Source organism: Duganella sp. GW822-FHT06D06 (assembly GCF_058799615.1).
On sequence record NZ_JBXALQ010000035.1, the window covers coordinates 1 to 24,403 of the forward strand.

18 protein-coding genes are annotated in these 24,403 nt (G+C 63.2%); 6 read left to right on the plus strand and 12 right to left on the minus strand.

Annotated elements, in window-relative coordinates:
- The first annotated feature begins 313 nt into the window (after positions 1-313).
- Positions 314-2,200, plus strand: coding sequence for a sigma-54-dependent Fis family transcriptional regulator (locus AC1RMD_RS30600; protein WP_492932529.1), 1,887 nt, complete (start codon positions 314-316; stop codon positions 2,198-2,200).
- A gap of 19 nt (positions 2,201-2,219) precedes the next feature.
- Here the strand turns inward: AC1RMD_RS30600 and AC1RMD_RS30605 are convergent, their stop codons facing one another.
- The 7 genes from AC1RMD_RS30605 to AC1RMD_RS30635 form a co-directional block, all read right to left on the minus strand.
- Positions 2,220-3,200, minus strand: a complete 981-nt coding sequence (locus AC1RMD_RS30605) for an FAD:protein FMN transferase (protein ID WP_492932531.1) — start codon at positions 3,198-3,200, stop codon at positions 2,220-2,222.
- A complete protein-coding gene (locus AC1RMD_RS30610; protein WP_492932533.1) occupies positions 3,197-5,281 on the minus strand; it encodes a 4Fe-4S binding protein in 2,085 nt (694 codons plus the stop codon). The genes AC1RMD_RS30605 and AC1RMD_RS30610 overlap by 4 nt, the downstream gene beginning before the upstream one ends.
- Positions 5,282-5,304: 23 nt before the next feature.
- Complete coding sequence (locus tag AC1RMD_RS30615) at positions 5,305-6,459, minus strand: porin (protein ID WP_492932535.1); 1,155 nt, start codon at positions 6,457-6,459, stop codon at positions 5,305-5,307.
- Positions 6,460-6,663: 204 nt separating this feature from the next.
- Positions 6,664-8,406 (minus strand): PQQ-dependent methanol/ethanol family dehydrogenase, encoded by a 1,743-nt coding sequence (locus AC1RMD_RS30620; protein ID WP_492932537.1) that lies wholly within the window; start codon positions 8,404-8,406, stop codon positions 6,664-6,666.
- A gap of 43 nt (positions 8,407-8,449) precedes the next feature.
- Positions 8,450-8,821, minus strand: a complete 372-nt coding sequence (locus tag AC1RMD_RS30625) for a DUF779 domain-containing protein (protein WP_492932539.1) — start codon at positions 8,819-8,821, stop codon at positions 8,450-8,452.
- Between the two features lie 2 nt (positions 8,822-8,823).
- Positions 8,824-10,344, minus strand: coding sequence for an aldehyde dehydrogenase (gene adh, locus AC1RMD_RS30630; RefSeq protein ID WP_492932541.1), 1,521 nt, complete (start codon positions 10,342-10,344; stop codon positions 8,824-8,826).
- 203 nt (positions 10,345-10,547) lie between these two features.
- Positions 10,548-11,489 (minus strand): beta-propeller fold lactonase family protein, encoded by a 942-nt coding sequence (locus AC1RMD_RS30635; RefSeq protein WP_492932543.1) that lies wholly within the window; start codon positions 11,487-11,489, stop codon positions 10,548-10,550.
- Here AC1RMD_RS30635 and AC1RMD_RS30640 point away from each other — a divergent pair.
- Both AC1RMD_RS30640 and AC1RMD_RS30645 read left to right on the plus strand, forming a co-directional pair.
- On the plus strand, positions 11,488-11,610 hold the full coding sequence (locus tag AC1RMD_RS30640) for a hypothetical protein (RefSeq protein WP_492932545.1): 123 nt from the start codon (positions 11,488-11,490) through the stop codon (positions 11,608-11,610). The two genes, AC1RMD_RS30635 and AC1RMD_RS30640, sit on opposite strands and share 2 nt — an antisense overlap.
- Positions 11,607-13,721, plus strand: a complete 2,115-nt coding sequence (locus AC1RMD_RS30645; RefSeq protein WP_492932547.1) for a TonB-dependent receptor family protein — start codon at positions 11,607-11,609, stop codon at positions 13,719-13,721. The genes AC1RMD_RS30640 and AC1RMD_RS30645 overlap by 4 nt, the downstream gene beginning before the upstream one ends.
- Here the strand turns inward: AC1RMD_RS30645 and AC1RMD_RS30650 are convergent.
- The 5 genes from AC1RMD_RS30650 to AC1RMD_RS30670 all read right to left on the minus strand — a co-directional run bounded on the left by AC1RMD_RS30650 (position 13,718) and on the right by AC1RMD_RS30670 (position 20,035).
- The gene (locus tag AC1RMD_RS30650) at positions 13,718-15,931 is read right to left on the minus strand and encodes a TonB-dependent receptor (RefSeq protein ID WP_492932562.1); all 2,214 of its coding nucleotides are present in this window, start codon (positions 15,929-15,931) and stop codon (positions 13,718-13,720) included. The genes AC1RMD_RS30645 and AC1RMD_RS30650 overlap by 4 nt on opposite strands.
- Positions 15,931-16,761, minus strand: a complete 831-nt coding sequence (locus AC1RMD_RS30655; protein ID WP_492932549.1) for a substrate-binding periplasmic protein — start codon at positions 16,759-16,761, stop codon at positions 15,931-15,933. Before AC1RMD_RS30655 ends, AC1RMD_RS30650 begins: the two co-directional genes overlap by 1 nt.
- A gap of 14 nt (positions 16,762-16,775) precedes the next feature.
- On the minus strand, positions 16,776-17,252 hold the full coding sequence (pedF, locus tag AC1RMD_RS30660; protein WP_492932551.1) for a cytochrome c-550 PedF: 477 nt from the start codon (positions 17,250-17,252) through the stop codon (positions 16,776-16,778).
- Positions 17,253-17,375: 123 nt separating this feature from the next.
- Complete coding sequence (locus AC1RMD_RS30665) at positions 17,376-18,794, minus strand: SH3 domain-containing protein (protein WP_492932553.1); 1,419 nt, start codon at positions 18,792-18,794, stop codon at positions 17,376-17,378.
- A 2-nt stretch (positions 18,795-18,796) separates the two neighbouring features.
- On the minus strand, positions 18,797-20,035 hold the full coding sequence (locus AC1RMD_RS30670) for a prohibitin family protein (RefSeq protein ID WP_492932554.1): 1,239 nt from the start codon (positions 20,033-20,035) through the stop codon (positions 18,797-18,799).
- A 195-nt stretch (positions 20,036-20,230) separates the two neighbouring features.
- Here AC1RMD_RS30670 and AC1RMD_RS30675 point away from each other — a divergent pair, with 195 nt between their 5' ends.
- The 3 genes from AC1RMD_RS30675 to AC1RMD_RS30685 are packed head-to-tail and all read left to right on the plus strand — an operon-like array spanning position 20,231 to position 24,298.
- Positions 20,231-20,929, plus strand: coding sequence for a response regulator transcription factor (locus AC1RMD_RS30675; protein WP_492932556.1), 699 nt, complete (start codon positions 20,231-20,233; stop codon positions 20,927-20,929).
- 2 nt (positions 20,930-20,931) lie between these two features.
- Positions 20,932-23,016: a sensor histidine kinase gene (locus tag AC1RMD_RS30680; RefSeq protein ID WP_492932558.1), complete on the plus strand. Its 2,085-nt coding sequence runs from the start codon at positions 20,932-20,934 to the stop codon at positions 23,014-23,016.
- 1 nt (position 23,017) lies between these two features.
- Positions 23,018-24,298, plus strand: a complete 1,281-nt coding sequence (locus AC1RMD_RS30685; protein ID WP_492932560.1) for an FAD-dependent oxidoreductase — start codon at positions 23,018-23,020, stop codon at positions 24,296-24,298.
- The last annotated feature ends 105 nt before the right edge of the window (positions 24,299-24,403 follow it).

Consider the following 24,403-nt stretch of genomic DNA (forward strand, 5'->3'; position numbering starts at 1 on the left):
TTTCGTCAACCTTCTTTTTCTCCGCTCTTCGCTGCATTTACATGCTGCGTTTTGCGGGGAGGCGAACTATAGCAAAGACCTGATCGAACTGCCAAGGTTTATTTTGCGCTGGCACCCTGCTTGCTTATAACCCGGATAGCAACAGCTATACGCATAGCTTTTGCTCCCATTCTGCACAGGTGCTACATTATGGAACACCTTTGCGGGCAAAGCAGAGCCGCCAACGGCCGCCGGAGACATAGAGAACCATATGGAACGCCAGACTGCTCCAGATCTGAACACCGCACCTGCAAGCAAGGCTTGGGCAGACAATATGCCGTTGATTATCGAGACTTCACATCAACGGTCGCAGGAGTACGGACTATGCCCAGAGTCCCCGCCCGAATACAGCCCGCTGGCCCGCAACGATCTGTCTCTACTTATAGAACAGAACTGCCTGCTGCACGCCCACGCCATCCCGGCGATGGAAACGCTGTACCAGCAAATCGTCAACACCCACAATATGGTGATCCTTACGGACGCCAAGGGCGTGATCGTCCATTCGCTGGGCGACGACGACTTCCTGGAAAAAGCCAGCCGCGTCGCCTTGCAGCCCGGCGTTGCATGGTCGGAGCAGAGCCGCGGCACCAATGCCATCGGCACCGCCATCGCGGAGCGCACGCCGGCGCTGGTCCACGCAGACCAGCACTACCTGTCCGCCAACCACTTCCTCACCTGCTCGGCCGCGCCGATCGCCGACCACCTGGGCAATGTAGTCGGCGTGCTCGATGTCTCCGGCGACCAGCGCAGCTATCATAAGCACACCATGGCGCTGGTACGCATGTCGGCGCTGATGATCGAGAACCAGCTGTTCTCCGCAACCTTCGAGGAAGCGATCACCTTGCACTTCCACGCACGGCCGGAATTTATCGGCACGCTGATGGAGGGCATCGCCTCGTTCAGCCCCGGTGGACGCTTCCTGGCGGCCAACCGCAATGGCTTGTTCCAGCTGGGTCTACCTTTCGCCGCGCTACAATCGCATACCTTCAGTTCCCTGTTTGGCCTGCCGGTATCCGCGCTGTACGATCACTATGCGACGGCGTCGCCTGGTCTGCTGAACCTGTGCATGCACAGCGGCGTACGTGTCTATGGGCGCGCGCAGCTGCGGCTCTCCAATAGTGTGTTCCAGCAGTCGCTGACGGCTGAACGCGCCCCGCCGGCCAATGCCGCCGTGGCGGCCAATCAGGCGGCGGCCAACGCGCGCCGCCTTTCCGGCCTGCGCTACCTGCGTACCGGCGACCAGCAGCTGGAGCTGGTGATCGAAAAAGTCACCCGCGTGCTTGGGCGCGACATCCCCATCATGATCATGGGCGAGACGGGAACCGGCAAGGAACTGCTGGCACAGGCGATCCACAACGATTCGCCGCGCGGAATGAGCCCCTTCGTCGCCGTGAACTGCGCCTCGATTCCCGAGACACTGATCGAATCCGAACTTTTTGGCTATGAAGACGGCGCCTTCACCGGCGCGCGCAAGAAAGGCGCGACCGGAAAGATCCTGCAAGCGAACGGCGGCACGCTGTTCCTCGATGAAATCGGCGACATGCCATTCAGCCTGCAGGCCCGCCTGCTGCGCGTGCTGCAGGAACGCATGGTCACGCCGCTGGGCAGCGACAAGTCCATCCCAGTGAACGTGGACCTGATTTGCGCGACCAATCATAATCTGCGCGACCGCATGGCCAAAGGGCTGTTCCGCGAAGACCTTTACTATCGCCTCAATGGGCTGGTGGTCAAACTGCCGCCGCTGCGCGAACGCACCGATCTTGAAACCGTGGTCAAGAAGATCCTTGCCACCGAGTCGAACAACGGCCGCTATCATGTGTCCGACGAAATCCTGCGACTGTTCCGGCGCCATCGCTGGCCCGGCAACTTCCGCCAGCTTACCAACCTGCTGCGTACCGCGATCGTGATGGCGGGCGACGAACACGAAATCAGCCTGCGACACATGCCCGACGACTTCCTCGACGATATCGAACAATCGCCGGTGGTGGGCAGCGACACCAGCACCGCGCGCATCGTCGCCAGCGGCGCCAATCTTGAGGAGATGGAGCAATCGGTCATCCTCAAATCGCTGGAAGCACATGGTGGCAACGTATCGGCGACCGCACGTGCGCTGGGCGTGTCGCGCAATACCATCTACCGCAAGGTGCCGAACCTGAAATAGCCGGTCACGCATCGCAACTTCACGCGTCGGCGGGAAAGCCGGCGGACCGCTTCTCACGCCCTTGCTTGTCGATCGCCATCAGATCGACGGCGGGTAGTTGCGCCGCAAGCGCGCTGGCCCGCTCCCATCCCATCACCATGAACGCGGTAGACAATCCGTCCGCCAGCAGCGCATTCGGCGCCAGCACCGTGACGCTCGCCAGTTCGTCCGGCGAATCGCCGGCAGCCGGATCGAAGATATGGTGATGCCGGTAATCCGGCGTGAAGGCGCATTCGTAATCCCCTGAGGTGGCGACGCTACACCCCTGCGCATACAAGGTGGCCGCCAACGCGCCGGCGTCGCGCGGATCGCGCACGCCGAGTATCCAGGGATGGCGCCGGGACTTCCGGCCACGCGCGACAAACTCTCCGGTGTCGAGCAAGGCGTGACGTATCCCATGCGCCTGCACCGCTGCAAGCGCCCGATCGGCCGCGTAGCCTTGCGCCAGGCCGTTCAGCGTGAGCGCCATATCCGGACGGCGGAACCGAATAATGGCGTCGTCGATTTCCAGCTGGCGCCAACCGACCAGCGCCTGCGCGCGACGGCGCTCTTCATCGGAAGGCAACCCGCCGCGCGCCGCCGATTCGGAATAGAGCCGCCATAAAGGCTGTACCGTCACGTCGAAGGCGCCGTCGCTCATCTGCGATAGCTGTGCTGCCTGCTTCAGCACTTCCAGCAGACGTCCATCGGGATAGGACAGCATGCCGTCGCGATTCAGCTGGAACACCTGGCTCGCTGGATTGTAGATGCTCATCAGGCGATCGACGGCCTGCGCGGCCATCAATCCATCGGCAATAGCGCGCTGCGCAAGATCGGCATCCTCATGCACCACGGAGATCGAGATTGTCGTACCGAAGGCCAGCGCGGCACCGCTGTGCAGCCGATCATTTCCGGGCCAAGCGCAAGCTGATATGCCGCCTATCGCCCCGATGGCGCTGGCGATAAAGGTACGTCTCTTCATATGCGGCTCCTTGCGGCAGGCTGGATCGGTATGGTGGGGTGGCGTTTGACTTCCATGATGCGTACCGCGCATTTCTCGTCGCTCTCGTAGATCACGACGCAATCCATGCACTGGAAGCATTCGTCGTAAGCCACCGCGCCGGATGGCGAGATCGCCTGATAGTCGCAACGATGGCGGCAGGTCTGGCATGGAGTGCCGCACTCATTACGGCGAGGTATCCAGTTGAGCAAGCGGAACCTGCCCAGCAACGCCAACGAGGCGCCAAATGGACATAGATAACGACAAAAGAACTTGTAGACAATGCCGCTGGCGAGCAGCAGCCCCACTGCGTAGGCGACGTAAGGCCAGCTACGCACGAAGCTGAGGGTGATAGCGGTCTTGAACGGCTCCAGCTCCACCAGCTTGTCCGTGATCTCACTGGAAAAGAAGACACTCGCGACGATCCCGGCCAACACCACGTACTTGGCGTACTTGAGTCGCGCATCCAACTTGTGTTTGATATGCAGTTGCGGCACGCGCAGCCACTGCGCCAGCTTCCCAGTCAACTCCTGCAACGCGCCGAAGGGACACAGCCAGCCGCAGAACGTACCCCGCCCCCAGACCAGCAGAGACACCAGCACGAAGCCCCACATTGCGACCGTCATCGGATCGAATAATAGAAACTCCAGACTGCGCCCTGCCTTCAACGCCTGGATCACGCCGGCGACATTGACAATCGATAGCTGCCCTTGCGCGTAGTAGCCGATGAAGCCAACCGTGAAAACAAGATAGCTGCGGCGGAACCACTCGAAACGCGCGCCATTGGCCGTCAACCGCTTCGGCACCAGCAGCGCGGCGCTCAGCACAGCCAGTCCGGCCGCCAGCATCGCCAGGTCCCAGCGGCGCTGGCTCCAGATGCCCGCCCAGGATTTGCTGTTATCGTCGACCATGGTCAGCAAACGTTCAGGCAGTCTATAGCGCAGACTCAATTCGCGGGTAATGCGCTCCGGATAGACGATGCCTTTGTTGCGAGTGATCGGCAGCGCAAAATCCATCGGCGATGCCGGGTCCAGTCCGGCCTGGCCGATCACGCGCAAGATCGTCACGCTATCCGCCGCCAGCGGCAAGGCCAGTTTCACATCGAGATCCAGGTCGCGCATATCGATGGGCAGATTATCCTGCCGTAGCCGGATGCGATCCGGCACGCTGCCGGGCACGAAGTCGTCACCCGTCACACTGTAGCGCCCCGAGGACATCACGATCAGCGCATGATCGCCCTCCTCCAGTCGCCCCCGCAGCTTGCGCCAGCCAGCCTCCGTCAGCAGATTCCGGCCTATCGATGGCACGGAAACACAGGCCAGGTACAAGTCGATGAAGCTGTCGTCCGGCCGTGACTGCGGATCAAGTCCGGCGCCCGCGCTGCCGGCGAACAGCTGTTCGACCTCGCGATTGCTCACCCGCAGATGCTGAACCAGGCCGGCCGCCACCATCTGCCTCAAATCCAGCGGCTCGAACACATCCTGGCGCACTCGCGCGATCTGGTCGGGATCGCGGCCAGCGGCAAAGCCCAGCTTCTTGCGCGAGACCTTGAGCGCCGCCGCCAACACGCTTTGGTTGATGATGCGTACCGACGCCGTGGCCTTGGACACGCCATCGATATACGCATGCGCCGCATCCGGATGGCGGGCGCGGTGCCCTCCCGTCTCGATGCTGATGTTCTGCTTCAGCGAGAGATCCTTGTATTGCTTGACGAACTGATAGAGCGGCGTCTCGCCCAGTCCATCCAGGAACACCGGCTCGTGATGCGACAGCACTTCCACGCCGATGAAGGCGCCCTTGGGATCGATCGCCACCATCAGGTTGAACGGCACACCGGCGAAGCCCGGTATCGGCGCCAGGTCGATCGACTCGAACACATAGCCCACCAATTCGGTCGCCGTGGCATTTTGCTTGAACAGCGGCCACACCGGCAGTTCGGCGTCGCGTTCCCCGACCACCAACGGCGCGGGGAAACGGCGAGCCATCTCGGCCCGCGTGAGCACGCCGGCCTGCGCCGGCGTGGCGCCGAGCACCAGCGCCAGCACACCGGCCAGCAGGCACAAGACGCAAGTCAGCGTAGCCCTCATCAGAAGAAGATGATACCGCCGAGTGAAGCGCCATTCATCTTGCCTTCGCCGCCGGCGAAACCTTTGGAGCGAGTCTGGCCGATCTCGCCGACCAGCGTGATCGCGCTGGTCATCGAGTAGTACAGGCCGCAAGTCAGGTTGGCGTTGGATTTCAGGCCGCCGGTGCCCGCCGTGTTGTCGTCGTTGCGGCTGATGCCATAACTCAGGCCCACCTTGATCTTGTCGGCTGGCTTATAAGTAGCCTGCATGAAGTAGGCCTTGGACTTGGTGTCGCCCTGGTCGGCGTCGGACAAGATGCCCAGTCCTTTGCCGCCCTGGAAATTGGCCAGCACGCCCAACGGGCCGGCCTGATACGAAGCGCCGACTTCAACGCCGTTCATGGTGAAATCCTTGACGCCCGGCGCGGTAGCGCTGAACTTCTGCGTCTTGGCGCCGAGCCAGCCCTTGAAGCCATCCGCCGCGTAACTTAATTGCGCCTGCAGTTGCGGGCTCGATTTCGACGAATACACCGGTGCCGCGACGATGGGCGTATCGGCGACAGGGCTGACCAGCGCCGCATCGAAGCCTATGCCGGACGCCGACTTCGGCGCGCTGTAGGCGATCTGGCCGTAGTAGCCCACATAGCTGTAGCCGGCGCCGATGTGGCCCAGCGTGACACGGCCGCGTTGCGTGGCTTGAACCGGTGCCCCGGCGCCGATCAGGGTCATGTCGGAAAAGATGGCGCCCGCGCCGAAGATGCCGTTGTCGCGTCCAAGCTTGATGGTGCCCATCTGCGCGTTCCCGAACGTGAAGTAAGCCTGGCGCACGTCGATGCCGCTATTGGCGGCGATAGCGCTGTCGGTGGCGGTGGCGTTGTACATGCCGATCAGCGCCTTGACGTCGTAATCGCCTTGCTTCGACGAGGCCGACGTGACGAGACCATTCGGCAGCAGGCCATTGCCGATCGTGGTGCGATTATTATCGCCACCACACCCCAACCCCTTGCCGCCCAGCGCCAGCCCACCCACCGCGTCGCCGTTGCAGCTCACCTGCGTGTAATAGGCGTTGACGATGCCACCCAAAGAAACGTTCCATTCCCCGGCTTTGAAATCGACAGCCTGCGCACCTTGGGTTCCAGCGACGGCCAGTGCACCGATCATCAGTATTGTTTTCATTTTTTTAGTCTCCAGTATTGTTTGCACACATCGGGCGATGTAACTCTCATATCGCAATTTGCATGCCCGCGCGTCGACGCTGGGAGAAGTAGGCCTTATGGATACTGGGTTTGTGCAGAATCGGATCATGCGTTCCGTTGCACTGTTCAGAATTGGACCGAAAAAAAAGCGGCCGAAGCCGCCCGAAAAAACTACAAGAGATCTTTACTTGGTCGACAGTTTGAAGACCCACACCGAGCCGCCCTGCTCAAGGAAGTTGACCTTCTTCGCCACTTCGCCACCCCACAGCGGCACCGCACCGCCCCAACCCGAAACCACGGCGACATACTGCGTATCGCCGTCCTGCCAGGTGACTGGAGGCGCGACCACGCCGGAACCGGTCTGGAACTTCCACAGTTCCTTGCCGCTCTTCGCATCCAGCGCCTTCAGGTAGCCTTCCGGTGTGCCATAGAACACCAGGCCGCCGGCGGTCGTCATCACGCCACCCCACAACGGCGCATTGTTCTTGACCTCCCAGACGATCTTGCCGGACTTGGGATCGACCGCGCGCAACGCACCGATGTAGTCGTCGAACAGCGGACGAATGGTGAAGCCCGCGCCGAGGTAGGCGCCGCCTTTTTTGTAGCTGATCGGCTCATTCCAGATATCCATGCCCCACTCGTTGGCTGGCACATAGAACAACCCGGTCTGCTGGCTGTAGGCCATCGGCATCTGATTCTTCGCACCCAGGAAAGCCGGCGCCGAGAACACAGTGCTGCCCTTCTTGCCTTCCTCGCCCTTGGTTGGATCGCCGGGACGATTGGCGGCGATGAAGTTCGGGCGGCCCGTCTTGAGGTCGATGCTCGACGCCCAGGTGATCTTCTTCACGAACGGGAAGGCGTTCTGCAGCTTGCCGTTGTTCGCGTCGATCACGTAGAAGAAGCCGTTGCGGTCGGCCTTGCCGCCGTACCGCTTGCCGTCCATGTCGAAGGTGACGAATTCGTTGGCGCCATCGAAGTCCCACGAATCGTTGGGCGTATTCTGGTAAGCCCATTTGATCTGGCCAGTCTTCACGTCCAGCGCCACGGTCGACGACGAATACAGATTGTCGCCGGGGCGCAGGTGGCTGTTCCATGGCGCCGGATTGCCGGTGCCGAAGTAGGCCAGGCCCGTCTTGGAATCGTAGGTTCCGCCCATCCAGGTCGATGCGCCGCCGGTCTTCCACAGGTCGCCCGGCCAGCTCTTGTTGAGCGTACCGGAGATGCCATTCTCGATGGCCTTGCCGTCCTTGTCGTAACGGTAGCCCATATGGCCTTCGACGGTGGGACGGGTCCACAGCAATTCGCCCGTCAGCGGATTGCGCGCCTCCACGCGGCCGACGATGCCGAACTCGCCGCCGGAAACGCCGGTCAGCAGCACGCCATCGGCGATCAACGGCGCCGCCGTCATCGAATAGCCGGCTGCGTAGTCATCGACCTTTTCCTTCCATACGACCTTACCGGTGTCCTGGTCCAACGCCACCAGCTGCGCATCGAGCGTGCCGAAGATGACCAGGTTGCCGAACAAGGCCGCGCCGCGGTTGACCACGTCGCAGCACGGCATGATGCCGTCCGGCAGACGGTGCTCATACTTCCACAGCTTGGCGCCGGTCTTCATGTCCACCGCGAAGATGCGTGAGTACGAAGCGGTGACGAACATCTTGCCCTTGTAGATCAATGGCTGCGATTCCTGACCGCGCTGCTTCTCGCCCCCAAACGAGAACGACCACGCCGGAACCAGTTTGGCCACGGTTTTGGTGTTCACCTGGGTCAGCGGCGAGTAACGCTGCCCCTCCGAGCCGATGCCGAACGACAGTACGCTGTCGGTGCTGGATGCCGCGTTCTTCAGCATGGCCGACGTGACGTCGGCCGCCTGTGCCAGCGACAGGAAAGATATCCCCGCCAGCGTTGCGATGACTTTTTTCTGCACAATCTTCTCCGGTTTTTATGTTTTGGTTTGTTGCGGCGTGCCGCTATGCCGGTGGCTTCAAGGCCGCCAGCTCTTCGTCGCTGAACAGGTGCGAACGGGTCAGGAAGCGCCTGCCCGTGCCGTTATCGAGCGAGAACATGCCGCCGTTCCCGTCGACCACGTCGATGATCAGCTGGGTGTGTTCCCAGTATTCGAACTGCTCGCTGCCCATGTAGAACGGCGTCCCGTCCAGGTTACCGAGGTAGACATCGGTGTCGCTGATGGCAAACTCCCCGGCGGGGTAGCACATCGGCGTGCTGCCGTCGCAGCAGCCGCCGGATTGAAAGAACATCAGCGGCCCGTGACGGCTACGCAGGACCGCGATCAGCTCGAGCGCCGCCGGTGTAGCCGTAACGCGGGCGATGATGTGGTCCATGGTTAGAAGAAGCCCAGTGCGTTCGGGCTGTAGCTGACCAGCAGGTTCTTGGTCTGCTGGTAGTGGTCCAGCATCATCTTGTGGTTCTCGCGGCCGATGCCCGACTGCTTGTAGCCGCCGAAGGCCGCATGTGCCGGATACAGGTGATAGCAATTGGTCCAGACGCGGCCAGCCTGGATCGCGCGGCCGACGCGGAAGGCGCGCGAACCGTCGCGCGTCCACAGGCCGGCGCCCAAACCGTACATGGTGTCGTTGGCGATGCTCAGTGCTTCCGCTTCGTCCTTGAAGGTGGTCACCGACACCACCGGTCCGAAGATCTCTTCCTGGAAGATGCGCATCTTGTTGTGGCCCTTGAAGACGGTTGGCGTCACGTAGTAGCCGTCCTTCATGTCGCCGCCCTGCACGTGGCGTTCGCCGCCGGCCAGCAATTCAGCCCCCTCCTGTTTGCCGATATCGATATACGACAGGATTTTTTCCAGCTGCTCGTGCGACGACTGCGCGCCCAGCATGGTGCTGGCGTCGAGCGGGTTGCCCTGCTTGATCGCGGCCACGCGGGCCAGCGCGCGTTCGATGAATTTTTCGTAGATCGATTCCTGGATCAGCACGCGCGATGGGCAGGTGCACACCTCGCCCTGATTCAGCGCGAACATCGCAAAGCCCTCCAGGCACTTGTCGAAGAAGGCGTCGTCGGCATCCATCACGTCTTCAAAGAAGATGTTCGGCGATTTGCCGCCCAACTCCAGCGTGACCGGGATCAGGTTCTGCGCAGCGTATTGCATGATCAGGCGGCCGGTGCCCGTCTCGCCGGTGAAGGCGATCTTGGCGATGCGCTTGTTCGAGGCCAGCGGCTTGCCCGCTTCCAGGCCGTAGCCGTTGACCACATTCAGCACGCCAGGCGGCAGCAGGTCGCCGATCACTTCCAGCAGCACCATGATGGACGCCGGGGTCTGCTCGGCGGGCTTGAGCACCACGCAGTTGCCGGCGGCCAGCGCCGGCGCCAGCTTCCACACCGCCATCAGGATAGGGAAGTTCCAAGGGATGATCTGGCCGACCACGCCCAATGGCTCATGGAAGTGATAGGCGTAGGTCTCGGAATCGATCTGCGCGACCGAGCCTTCCTGCGCGCGGATGCAACCGGCGAAATAGCGGAAATGGTCGATCGCCAGAGGGATGTCGGCGGCGGTGGTTTCGCGGATAGGCTTGCCGTTGTCGATGGTTTCGGCGGTGGCGATCAGCGCCAGGTTGGCCTCCATGCGGTCGGCGATCTTGTTCAGGATGTTGGCGCGCTCGGTTTGCGAGGTCCTGCCCCATGCGTCCTTGGCGGCGTGGGCGGCATCCAGCGCCAGCTCGACGTCTTCGGCGGTGGAGCGGGCCACTTCGCAGAATACCTGGCCGGTGATCGGCGTGATGTTGCCGAAGTATTCGCCCTTGACCGGGGCGACGAATTTACCGCCGATGTAGTTGTCGTAGCGTTGCTTGAATGGATTGGCAACGCCCAGTTTGCTGATGTCTGCGAGATTCATGTCGTCCTCTTTCTGCTGTGGTTTTATGAGGCCGCGTAACGCGGCGGTGGGTACTGCGCCCTCTCCTTTTCGCAAGCACCGTGCCAGCTACGTTTTTGCCGGTGCGGCGCATGAATTACAGGGGCGGGCGGCGCGGGGACGCTGTGCCTGGGCTGTGACACCTGTTCAGGTTTGGAACAGGTGTCTGCCAATGGAGCAGCTCTTCAGCGTATCACTACGCCCCATGGCAATTCGCCCACCGCGACATCGGCCCGCTTGGCCGCCGCGGCGGTGTCGATCACGGACACATTGTTCGAGCGGCCGTTGGCCACATAGAGCTTGGCGCCATCCGGCGTCAGCGCCATGTTCCAGGGTCGCTTGCCAACTGCAATGGTGGCGCTGACGGCATTGGTGACGGTATCGATCACCATCACATTCGCGTCGACGCCGTTCGACACATAGACCTGGCGCCCGCCTGGGTGGACGGCGATGCCGTTGGCGTTCCTCCCGGCCGGGATCCGCGCCGTCGTCGCCAACGTCGCCATATCGACCACATACACCGCGCCTGCCAGTTCGCAAGCGACATAGGCGCGGGCGCCATCGGGACTGAAGCCCATGCCGCGCGGCCGCAAGCCCACCGCCACCGCGCCGACCTGGCGCCGCGCGGCGACGTCGACCACATCGACCTGCTCCGCCTCTTCCGCGCTGACCAGCAGCCAGCGGCCGTCCGGGCTGAAGACAGCGTGCTCGGGATTTCTGCCTTTCACGGCGATATCCGCCAGCACCTGCCCGGAGCCGGCGTCGATCAGGGTCACGCTGTTGCTCTCCTCGACCGCCACCGCCACGTAACGGCCATCAGCCGACACGTTCACGCCTTCGGGCGATTTGCCCAACGCGATGCGGCGCACCGTGTTCCCGCTTGCAGTATCGATGACCAGCAGCGCGTTGCTGGCGGCGTCGGTCACGAACAACCGCGCACCGCCCGGATCGGCGGCGATGCCGCGCGGCCGCTTGCCGGCTGCAATCTCGCGCACCACGGTATCGGTGGAAGTGTCGATCACGCTGATGCTGCCCGACTTCTCGTTCGGCACATAGGCAAAGGGGGCGGCCATCGCCGGGCCGCACAGCAAAAAGACCAGGGAGGACAGGATGCGGGAGCTGTTCATGGATATCGCCTTTCAGGAAGATGCAATCACCGTTGCAATCGGCGTGCCACCGCAAGATCGGGATGGCAGGTATATTGCTTACTGGTCTGGCACAACCCAGACCAAAACGGAGACAATATGAAGCAAGCCTTTTTCCCATTGAACGCGGTGGCGGCGCTGTTCGCCCTGAGCGGCGGCGCCATGGCGGCCGACGATGCCGCACCGCCGGCGGAGGTGGTAGTGGTCAGCGCCACCCGCGTCGGACACACGGTGTTCGACATGCCGGCCGCGATCGACGTCATCGACGCCGAGCGTATCCGCGACAGCCAGCCGCGCGTCAACGCCAGCGAGGCGCTGGCCGCAGTTCCTGGCCTGGTGGCGCAGAACCGCCAGAACTATGCGCAGGATCTGCAAATCTCCTCGCGCGGATTCGGCGCCCGTTCGGCCTTCGGCGTGCGCGGCGTGCGCCTGGTCGCAGACGGCATCCCGGCCAGCATGCCGGACGGCCAGGGCCAGGCCGCCACCTTCAACCTCGATATGGCCGAACGCATCGAAGTGCTGCGCGGCCCCTTCTCAGCCATCTACGGCAACCACTCCGGCGGCGTGATCCAGATGTTCACGCGCGACGGCGAAGGCGCGCCTTCGGTGGAGACCACGCTGACCGCCGGCAGCTACGGCAGCCGCAAGGCCGATCTGAATGCCCGGGGAAAACAGGCGGGCATCGGCTATGTGCTGGATGCCTCGCGCTTCGAAACCGATGGCTACCGCGCCCACAGCGCCGCCACCCGCGACCAGGCTTTCGCCAAGCTGACGCTGGCGCCGATGGCCGGCGCCAGCCTGACCATCGTCGCCAACGCCCTGCGCCAGGACGATACCCAGGACGCCCTGGGCACGACCTGGGCCACTTATCAGCGCGACCCGCGCGCCGGCGAGATCGACACCACCGATACCCGGAACCCGAAACGCACGCTGGCCGACCGCTACAACACCCGCAAGAGCATCGATCACCAACAGATCGGCGCCAGCTGGGAGCAGCGCTTCGGCGACGACCGCCTGCGCATGACCGGCTACGGAGGCAATCGCGGCGTGATCCAGTACCAGGCGTTCTCCAAGGCCTTCCAGGCGCCGGCCACGCACTCCGGCGGCGTGGTCGACTTCGACCGCGACTTCCACGGCACGGATCTGAACTGGCTGCACGTGGGCCAGCTGGCAGGTGGCAAGCTCAGTACCACGGTCGGCCTGGAGTACGGCCGCTCCAGCGACACCCGCCGGGGATACGAAAACTTCATCGGCGCCCAATTCGGCATAAAGGGAGCAATGCGCCGCGACGAGGACGACAAGGTCACCACCCTCGATCCCTATGTGCAGACGGAATGGCAATCGGGCGCATGGATGTTGAGCGCCGGCCTGCGTCACAGCAGCGTGAAGTTCTCGGTAAATGATCACTTCCTCAGCAACGGCAACGACAGCGGCAGCCTCGAATACAGCCACACCACGCCGGTGCTTGGCCTGCTTTACCGCCTGTCGCCGGCACTGAATGTGTACGCCAGCGCCGCGCGCGGTTTCGAAACGCCGACCCTGAATGAGCTGTTCTACTCAGGCACCGGCGGCGGCTTCAACTTCCGCTTGCTGGCCGCACAAAGCACCCATCTTGAAGCCGGGATCAAGGCGTGGCTGGGCGGCGCCACGCGCATCAACGTCGCCGTCTTCCAGGTCCGCACGCGCGACGAACTGGTGGTCGACAGCAGCGTCGGCGGTCGCACCAGCTATCGCAACGCCAGCAGCACGCTGCGCCAAGGGATGGAGCTGTCGTTGGAGACCGCATGGAGTCATGGCCTGAGCGCGCGGGCGGCATTGACCAGTTTGCGCGCTGTCTATGATCAAGGCTTCGGCGCGGTTGCAGCAGGCAGCCGCCTGCCCGGCGTCCCGAACGCCAACGCCTACGGCGAACTGGATTGGAAGGACAGCGCCAATCGCTTTGGCGCCGCCCTGGAAGCTGTCGCCAGCAGCAGGATCTATGCGGAAGACGCCAATGCCGACAAGGCTGCGCCGGGCTATGGCGTGCTCAATGCGCGCGTCAACGCCAACCAGCAGTGGCATGGCTGGCGTTTAAAACAGTTCGTGCGTTTGAATAACCTGCTGGACAAGCAGTATGTCGGCTCGCTGATCGTCGGCGATACCAACAAGCGCTTTTACGAGGCCGCGCCTGGGCGCAACTGGCTGCTTGGCGCCAGCGCACAGTACCAGTTCTAGAAGCGATAGTGCAGTCCGGCCGCCACCGAGCGCGGCGCGCCGGGTGCGATGAAGCGGGTCTGCGCCGCTTCGCCGCCCTGCGGCAGCAAGACGTCGTTGGGAAACATGTTGACCGCCACCGCACCGTAGCTTTCGTAGCGGCGATTAAATGCATTGTTCACGCGCGCATACCACTCCCATTTCGTATCTGGTCGATAGCTGGCATGGAGGGCCGCCAAGACGTAACCGCGCACGCGCCAGTCAGCGGATTGCGGTGCGGCCTTGCCGTCCTCGTCGCCCTGAGTCGCCATGTCGGACAAAGCCATCAGGTCAACACCGACGCGGAGGTGCCGCGACGCGTTCCAGTCCAGGCCCAGTTTCAGCGTATTGCGCGGCAGGCCCGCCAGGCGAGTGCCTGGCATCACATGGACATTGCGCGTACCAGTAAACAGATCGCCCTCCACGTCGTAGACCGCGTCCAGATAGCTGTAGTTGATGCGCGCCGACCAATCGCCGAGCCGGTAGCTTGCGCTCAGGTCCGCGCCTTGATGGCGCGTGCGGTCGAAGTTGGAGAAGTAGCCTTGCTGCGCGATGCCGGCGCTGCGAAACAGGATATCGTCGCGATTGACAGTGCGATACAACGAAACTGCGGCCGCGCCACGTCCATCCTTCCAGCGGGCGCCCGCTTCAGCGGTGCGCGATACGACCTGCTTCAGGTACGGGTCCGATTGCAGGCCGACCGGCAGGCGGCACGGCTGTTCGGGATCAGCGCAACCCAGTTCGATCACGGTCGGCACCCGGTTGCTTTGCGACAGATTGGCAAACAGCGTCCAACCGCCGCTCACACGGTGTGCCACGCCAATGGCGGGATTGAGCCTGCGATAGCTGAATGCCTCGGCAGGCTGCGGCTGATCGTCGCGGCGCAGCTGGTTACTCACCTTGGCATGGCTGTAGCGGGCTGACATGGTTAGCCAGGTGCCTGTCTGGACGGCCCAGGTATCGGCCGCATACAGCGCCGTCGCCCGTGCGTGGCCGCTCACCGATGATCCAGCCTCCCGTTCCGAGTTCGTATCCAGCACAACCGAACGGTCCGGGGCAAAGCCGGCCTCCTGTCCATACTGCGCAAATCCCACGCTGGCGCGGTCGAACGCCACCCCCGCCGACAACTGATGCCGCTCCGCGTCCTTGCTGAAATGGGTGCTGAATCCCTGGCTGCGCTGGCGAGTCTCGGTCGTGTTGTAGATAGCCGGTTGAGGGCTCCCACCTTCAGCGTAGGCGTCGTTGATGTCGCCGTTGACGGTGCTGCGACGGCTATTGCGCGCATACACCGCGGTGCTCAGCTCCGTGCGATCGTCGAAACGATGCGTCATGCTGAAAACGATCTGGCGCAGGCGGTTACGCGTCTCATCGGGTGATGTGTAGACGGCGCGGCGGTTCTGTTCATACAAATCATCGGGCAGCAGACCATTGCCCACCAGACGGCTGCGCCCGGCCAGCAGCGCGACGCTCCACTCTTTGTCGCCAACGACGCCTGCCAACTTGAGGTAGGCATTGGCCAGCTGTCCATCCGAGTTGTCGCGCCAGCCCTTGTCGTTGAAGGCTGTACCTGCGATGAAGACGTTCCAGCGTTGGCCGCTGTCATAACCATAGGCCAGGTCGGCTCGACGCTGGCCATTGCTGGCGCCCGATACGCCAAGATCGGCGCCCGGATGATTTTTCCCGGACTTGGTGGTCAACACCAACGCACCGCCCAGGGTATTGAGGCCATACAGCGGGTTCGATCCCGGCGCCAGCATCACGCTGCCGATCGCCGCCTCGGGCAGCATGTCCCAGTTGACCACATCGCCGAATGGTTCATTCACGCGCACACCGTCCAGGTAGACGGAAATACCCTGCGAGGTCCCCAGCACTGGCGAAGCGCGAAAGCCGCGATAGGTGATGTCGTTCTGGAACGGGCTGCCGGAGACCTCGTTGACATTCACGCCGGTCAGGCTCCGCGCCATGAATTCGCTGAGGTTTTGGCCGGCGGCGGCGCCCACCAAGGTGGCGCTCGCCGTTTGCACCTGGTAGGGCAATTGGTTGCGGTCCACGCCCAGTCCGGGCAAAGGCGCAACGCCGACGATATCCACCGACAGCATGGCGGTAGCCGGAAACACTGCCACGGCGCCATCGCCTGCCGCAGCCGCACCGCACGCCAGCAACATGCCGCTCGCCGCCGCGTAGCCGCGCATCACGGCATCTGCTCGTGCACGCCGTACCGGGCGAAGATGGCTTGCAGTTCGCCGGAGGCCTTCATTTCATTGACAGCCGCCTGGAGCAAGCGCGCCATGTCCTGGTCGTCCTTGCGCACTGCCATGCCCACTGCCCACCCTGCGCGCGGCAAGCGCTGGAACGCCACCTCGTTCAATGGAAAGGCGGGATCGTCCCGAAACACCGCATCAATCTCCGAGCGGTTGGCCAACACGGCGTCGAGCTGCCCCGCCTTGAGCTGCGCCAGCGCTTCCGCGGCTGTGTCGAAAATCCGTACCTTATCGCGGAAGCGTCCATTGCCCTCGCCCAGCAGCACCATCGCCGCGATGGAGACCTTCTCCACGCCGATGGTCTTGCCGCTCAGCGCATCGATACCATCAAAGACCGGCATGCCACGCGCGCTGCGCACCAGCCGCACCGTCTCGACATGATAGGGGGCGAAGATGGTGACCTTGCCGTTCTCGTTCATCAGTTGTGGTTCCACCGGCACGTGCAGCAAAATGTCCGCCGGTCCGTAGCCGAGGTAATGTCCCTTCCAGACCATGTTGCGCAGATCGTCGCCAAGGTTTTCACCGGCGGGAAAAGGCAACAGGCTCAGTTTCAGGCCCAACTTGGTGGCCAGCGCCTGCGCCACATCCACATCGATGCCGGCGCCGCGCTCGGAAAACGGCGCAAACTGTTCATACACGGCCACCTTGAGCGAACCGGATAGACGGATCTTGTCCCAGTCCGCATACGCGGGAGCCGCGACGCCCACCAGCGCTGCGACAAGTGGAATCAACGCGCCTGCGCGCAAACGAAAGTTCGACATGGTCTGGCTCCCGATCAGTTGGCGGCGTCGCGACGACCGTCGAGGTAGGTCTTGATGGCCCACATGGCTTCCTGATTAAACACGCCCTCAAACGGTGGCATGTAAACGGCGCCGTTACGCACCTTGCCGTGCCGGATCGAGTTGAGGAAATAGTTATCGGTCTCCTTGTAGCAGGCCTTCTTCTTGTTGTCGTTCTTGACGTCGGTGCAGTCGCGGTCGAGCTGACGCAGATCCGGCGCGATACCGCCGGTGACCGCCTCCAGACCGTGGCAGCGGGCGCAGTTCTGGTTGTACGCGGACGAACCGATTTTTAACGCAAGCTTGTTGCCGCGATAAGGATTCTGGTCCAGCCATTTTTCGCCAAGCGGCGTCAGGCCGGTGGTGTCCACCGCCTGCGGCACAACGTTGCCGTGGGCGGTGGCATAAAGGGATGTCGTGGCTGCGGCGGCGATAACGGTCACGATGGCGAGAATGCGGAATGGATGGTGCATGATGTCTCCTGGCTGTTTTAATGAGTGATATACAGCCATTGAGCAAATGCCATGCCACGCGTTTCCCGCCTTGACCCATCTCGCACCTGCTCCAATTTGGCACAGCTGTCACAACCCGGATGTTCAGCGCAGGCTGACGGTCTGGCGTTTCCAGGCCGGGTCCTGCCAGCGATAGAACATGCTGAGCGATGACGGCTTGTCGGCGGTCTTCAACGTCGCCATCGTACTGATCGCCACCAGTTCAAAACTGCGTTTGAATTTGCCGTCAACACGGGCTTCCCGCGCCACCAGCATGTTCTGTAATCCCGGCACCCAGCCGGCGAATTCGGCGTAGCCGATATCGGGATCGGCGGCGGCCGGAGGCAGCACGTCGACCAGCCAGCCGGTGCTGGTCTGATGGAACAGCCACATCTCGCGCCAGCCATCCATCGGCTGCACCGCCAGCGACAGCGCCGTGCCTTGCGCATTGGCACGCGCCGACGCCGCCCACACTACGCCATAGCTGCAATGTCGCACCAACGCGTGCTGCAGATCGTGTTTTGCATCGACCAGCGCGACGCAGGTTTCGCCGGGCTGCCCGGCCATTGCCAGTACGCGCAGGCCACCCTGTGGCGCCGGAAGCTGCGCCGCGCTCTCCGCCGCCCAGCGCACACTACCTACGCGCACGCCTGCTTCGGCAAAGGCGGCAGCATCATCCTCGGTCAACTCCGCCGGATCCACCATCCCCAGTTCGTCCAACGCACGCTGGGCGGACGGGGACGCCTGCTCGCCCTTGCGCGCCCGCGCAAACGCCACCGACGACCACACTGCCGCGCGCCGCATATGGACGCGATTGCGCATGTGCGGCGGCAGGTCCTTCATGTCGATCCGCTCCAGCACCTCCGCGCGCCATTCGTCCAGCGCCGCACGGGCGCCGGGCCGCAGCGCCGGGTCCACGCACTCCTGCCGCGTCAGTCCCAGCACCGCCCTGGCGCGCTGCCGCGGCTCCGACAGCATCGCCAGCACGCGCCTGAAGGCTTCGCCGTCGTAGCACAGCTGCATCCGCCCTTCACGTTCAAAGCTTCGAATACCGACACCGTAGTTGGCGACCGCTTCCAGATGCGCGGCGATCGTGACATCGCCTTGCTTGCTCTGCTTGGAGGAGGCGCGCCGCGCCAGCCGCTCGGCCATCGTGCCCAGCGCGTCGAACGGCTCCGCCGTGATCGCGGCTGCTGGTGCCGCCTTCAGGTAAGCCGCCGCATAGCTGATGCCCAGCGATTCGGCGCCCGGCGTGTCGCGCAGGAAGCGCACCACCGACAGCAACTCCGGCGCGTCGGCCGGCGCCAGCAAGACCCGGCGCACTTGCGAAGCACGTATGTAGCCGGCGCGCTCGCGGCGATAGTCGTAGACCTGCAAGAAGTCCTGCTTCTCGCCGCGTATTTCCAGGCTGTCGCCTTGCCACAGGACGGCCTGCTGCTGCGCAGTGTCCTTGGGTGCGGCGCGCAGCGCGGCCTGATCCTGCGTGACGATCGCCAGTACAACGGCAGCTGCAATCATCGACATGATTATTGTCCTTCCTTGACACTATCCGCAGCTTCAGCGCTGACAGTCGCCATGCGCGGCTGCTTGCCGTGCTGGCTACCCAGCAGCGCCGAGCCGATAAACCCGCCATCTGTCGGCGACGGTGCGATGATGACCGACACCTTGTCCGACAATTTGTCCGCCATCGTCTTCTGGATCAGCAGCGGATTGCGCGTAATCAGATCGCCCTCGCGCTCCATCTGCGCTGCGGCCACCTTGCCGACCAACTCCTGGCGATAGGCTTCCGCGTCCGCCAGCTTGCGGCGTGAATCGGCTTCGCCAGTGGCTTCGATGACGCGCGCCTGCGCATTGCCTTCCGACGTTTTGATGCGCGCCATCTTCTCGGCTTCCGCTTCCAGTTTGCGCTGCTCGATCTGCTTCTGCTTGAACGGCAGCACATGCGCCATCGCCTGCTCCTGCGCCCTGGCTGCGATGATCTGTTCGTTGCCGGCTGCTTCGGCGGCCTTTTCGCGACGGATCTTGTCCGCATCCGCTTCAAGCGCGGTCTGTTTGACCTGCTTCTCCTTCAGCTCCAGCGTGTAGCGCATCTTCTCCGTTTCCAGCTCTTCGGCGAGCAGCTTTTCCATGCCGGCCTGGTATTCTTCCGGCAGCGTGATCTTGCCGATGGTGATGCCGCGCAGCGTGATGCCGTCGGCCGCCAACTTGGGCTTGAGCTCAGCCTCGATCGCCTGCTGGATCTCGGCGCGCTTGGTCGAGAAGATCTCGCGCACCGTGTAGCGGGTGAACACTTTGTAAATCACGCCCTGCACCGCCGGCTCGACGATGGAGCCATTGATATCCGGCGGCAGCGACTGCGCCATGGCCGCCACACGATTCACATCCAGCGCATAGCGCACCGACATGTCCACGCCCAGCGCCAGTCCCTCGACCGACTGGAACGGCGCGTTGTCGTTGCCGGCCGGGCGGTACACCTGGTCGCGCAGCGACACCTGCCGCAGCGCGTGCACACCCGGCATCATGAACACCGCGCCATCACGCACGGTGATGGCGGAACCGGTCAACTGGTTGATGCGGATACCCAGGCTGCCGTTCGCCACTTTGGCCATCGGCGGATGCGTGACCAGGCCATAGGCGGCGGCGCCGGCCAGACCGAACGCCACCAGCATCGCGCCGTTGCGGCGCATACCGTTCACCGCAGCGCCGGCGCCGCCGCTTAAGGTCGCGCGCACCGCCTGCACCATCCGTTTGATCCGTTCTGCCATGATATTCACCTTCTGCTGGTTGTTTAAGTTCAGGGCCTATCCCTGAGACGCATGGTGCGCCGGATGTGGAGGAAGTATCAACGCTGCCGGCGTCCAGCTATGCTCCGGCGGCGTGAAGAAATCCTCACAGCCGATTTGTGACTTTTTCCGTAAAAGCGTGGATACTCGCTGGATTGACAGTCAGTGGAGTACAGCATGGCCAAAGTCGCCGTCATCGAGGACGATCTGCCGACCAGCAATCAGCTGCGGGCGTGGATAGAATCGGCGCGGCCCGGCATCGCGGTCGACCAATGGTTCAACCGCGACGACGCCGAGGCGGCGATCGCGCGCGAGCGCTACGATCTGGTCGTGCTCGACATCGAACTGGGACGCGAGCGCCATGCGGGCGTCGCCATCATCAACGCCATCAACAAGCGGCACGGCACGCCGGTGCTGGTGGTGTCGGCCATGCCGGCCACCATCTACCGCAGCATCATGAAGGCGCTGGACGCGTGGGACTATCTGCAGAAAGCCACCTTCGAGGAGGCCGACTTCATCGAAACCTTCCTGGAAATCCTGCGCTCGGTGAAGGACAAGCCGGAGCCGGCGTCCATCGTCGCCAGCGATGAGCTGAGCATGGATCCGCTGCGCCAACGCACGCCGACCTGGCGCGGCCACCGCATCAATCTGCCGCTGACGGCGCAGCGCATCCTGGCGGCGCTGTTTGCGCGGCGCGGCCAGGTGGTGTCCTATGACGAGTTGTTCGAGGTGGTGAAAAGCGGCCGCAATCGCGACAACATCCGCAAGCATGTCAGCACCATCCGCGACGCCTTCCGCGAAATCGACCCCAGCTTCGCCTGCATCGAGAACATCCCCATGCGCGGCTTCCGCTGGGCCGACACAGAAAGCCGCTGACCGTGAACTGGCGCCGGCTCAGCCTCGTCCCGTATCGCCTGCGGCTGCTGCTACGCGCGGCATTCGTGTTCCTGATGGCGGCGACGGTGGGCCTGGCATTGTCCGTGCTCCAGCAGGAGAAACAACTCAGCTACAAGAACTATCAAGGCAGCTTCCACAAGACGCGCGTGCAGGTGGCGGCGACGCTGCGCCATCCTACCGGGCAGCTGGCGCTGCTGAATCCACAGCCGGCAGCCAACGGCGCGGCGCTGCATCCGCTGCTGCTGCCGTTTGCCGCGCTCGATTTCGACGACCTGCAAAAAGTGCAGCAAGCGGTGGCCATGTCCGGCTGCCTGGCGCAGTACGGCAACAACGGCTCGCTGTGCGTCGGTATCGGTAACAATCCCTGGGCCGGAGGATTCATTTATGTCGCCGGCACATTCGACGGCGCGCAGCTGGTCCCGCACACGCGCGGCGACCAGGTGGTGGATCAGGCGCACCGCGTCAAGGTCAAGGTCACCCTGCGCGGCCAGACTTACGAATGGATCGCGCCGTTCGAGGAAAGCACTGAACCGCAAACGCCCGGCCGCCGGTTCGGCGGCATGCGCGGACGTTTGACCGGCTTCGCCGCAGCCGATGTGGCGCGGGCCAAGGCGCCGGCGGTCAAGGACTTCCGCGGCTGGATCTGGCAAAACCCACGCTGCACCGACTCAAACGCCGCCGATGAGGACTCGGCCTGCACGCGCAGCGCTTTTTTCTCGCTGCGATTGCCGGTCGGCGTGCTGCAAGATGCGCTGTTCGAAAAGCGCCGCCCCGTCTGGCCGCCTGAAGACCTGGACCGCATCGATGTCCGCATTGCTGTGCTGCCGCCGGGCGATGGTCCCCCGCTGCTCGACAGCGCTACTGGTCCGAACACTCCACCATTCTTGCTGGCGGACTTGAAGCCCATGCTGCTGCCGGGAGAGAGCCTGCAAATCCGCCGTCTGACGGATGGCGCAGCGCCGGCCGTAACGCTGCCGCTGCTGGTCGGTCCCGTCGATCCTGAAGACCAGTCCTGGCATTTCGTGACAACGCTGATCCGTCATCTGCCGGTGGACGCCTACGACGTGCCGCTGGAGGCCAAGGAAGTCATCGCCACGCCGGCCGGTAGCTATGAGGTGCTGCTCAAAGGCGACGTCCGCAGCGTCAGCAAAAGCCTGAGCATTGTCGCCAGCCGGCTGGTGTGGTTTGTCGGCGCGATGCTGGCGGCGCTGATGCTGGCTTGGCTGGTGATCGAGATCGGCATCATCCGCCGCATCAAAGTGCTGATCAAGCGCGCCGACGATGTGGGCGAACGTGTCAAGGCTGCGCGCGGCTTTTCCGAAACCGACCTGGCCGACCTGCGGGGCGAGGACGAACTGGGCGTGCTGGCGACCGGCCTGCACGATCTGCTGCGCCGGGTGCGTGAAGATGTCGAACGCGAGAACATCCGCGCCGAGCAAGAGCGCGACATGTGGCACGCGGTTGGCCATGAAATCATGTCGCCCCTGCAGTCGTTGATGGTCTTGCATGGCGGTCCTGAGGATGAAAGCCATCGCTACATCACCCGCATGCAGCAGGCGATCCGCGTGCTGTATGGCCGTGCATCGCCGAGCGAAGCGTTTCAGTCGTCCGAACTTCAGGTCACGGAGGTTGATTTGACGGCCTTCTTGCAGAACGTCGCCGAGAACGCATCGTGTATAGGCATTCACGACGTAGTGTTCCAGGGGGCGACCGAAGCGTTGATCGTGCGGGCCGATGAATACTCGCTGGAAGACGTTGTCACTCATGTGCTGCGCAACGCCGAACGTTATCGCGTACCGGGCAGCGCGATCACCATTGCACTGGACGGCAGCGATACCGGTGCGACGATCACCATCCACAATCGCGGACCGCAAATAGCGCCCGACATGATCGCCAAGATTTTTGAGTTCGGCGTATCGGACCAGCCGGAGTCCGGAGCCAACGGCAATCGTGGCCAGGGGCTGTTTGTCGCGCGCACTTACATGGCCAAGATGGGCGGCACGATCGTCGCGCAAAACCAGGCCGATGGCGTATCCTTCATACTCAATCTACAGCGCAGCGGCTGACATGACATCCTCGACATCGCCAAAGTATGACGCCATCGTAGTCGGCAGCGGGCCAGGCGGGGCAAGTGTCGCGCGCGAATTGGCGCGTCGGCGGTTGCGCGTTCTGGTACTGGAACAAGGTAGTGCTGCGCCACTACAAGGAACGCTGTCGCAAATGGCCGGCATTGCCGCCGTGCCGGGCAAGGGGGCGTTTATTCACAGCGACGGCTCGCTGCTGGTGAGCGGAATCGCCGCCGGCGGCACATCCACAATCAACTTCGCCACCGCCGCGCCGCCACCATTGGCGATGTTTGCAGCACACGACATCGATCTTGCGCCGGCACTGGAATCCTTGTGCGCCGAGCTGCCGATGGGGCCTCTTCCCGATGAGCTGATAGGCCCCATGGCCCGTCGCATCCAACTGGGCGCCGAAGCCCAACAGCTGGCATGGCGCAAACTCGACAAGATGATACGGCCCCAGATTTGCCGTACCGGTTGCTGGCGTTGCGTGTACGGCTGCCCGTTCGGGGCCAAGTGGACCGCACGCGATTTCCTGGACGAGGCGCGGCAACTCGGCGCCACGTTGATCGATCGGGCTAAAGTTGAAGAAGTCATCGTCGAGAATGGCCGCGCCACCGGCGTGCGCTATCGGCGCGACGGCGCGGTGCAAGTGGCGTATGCAGCGAACGTGATCCTGGCCGCCGGCGGCATCGGTACGCCACGGCTGCTGCATCGCTCAGGCTTGCATCCGGCCAGCAGTCCATTCTTCAGCGATCCGGTGATCGCCGTCATGGGCCAGGTGGACGATATCGACGGCGGCGCCGAAGTACCGATGGCGTCCGGCCTGTACCTGCATCAAGAAGGCATCGCTTTGGCGGATATGACGCTGCCGAAGCCGATGTACCAGGCCTTCGCCGCACAGGTCGGACGTGTGGACCGGCTGATGGCGCACGCGAAAACGCTGACATTGATGGTCAAGATACGCGACGACATCGGTGGCGGCATCGGCCCGCGATGGGTCGACAAAGCGCTGACGCCAGCCGACCGGCGCAAGCTGAAGGCCGGTGTGGGTATGGCACGCGGCATATTGCGTGCGGCCGGCGCAAGGAAGATATTCAAGAGTTGGCACTTCGCTGCGCATCCTGGCGGCAGCGTGCGCATCGGCGAAGGCGTGGACAGTACGCTGCGAACCAGCACCGCAAATCTGTACGTCTGCGATGCATCGGTGATTCCTCAACCGTGGGGACTGCCGCCGACATTGACCTTGCTATGCCTGGGCAAGCGGCTGGGGCAATATCTGTAGACGCAAAAAAGCCCCGACTGGATCACCAGAAGGGGCTTCTTTATATAACTAGCCTGACGATAACCTACTTTCACACTGGTTGCAGCACTATCATCGGCGCAGAGT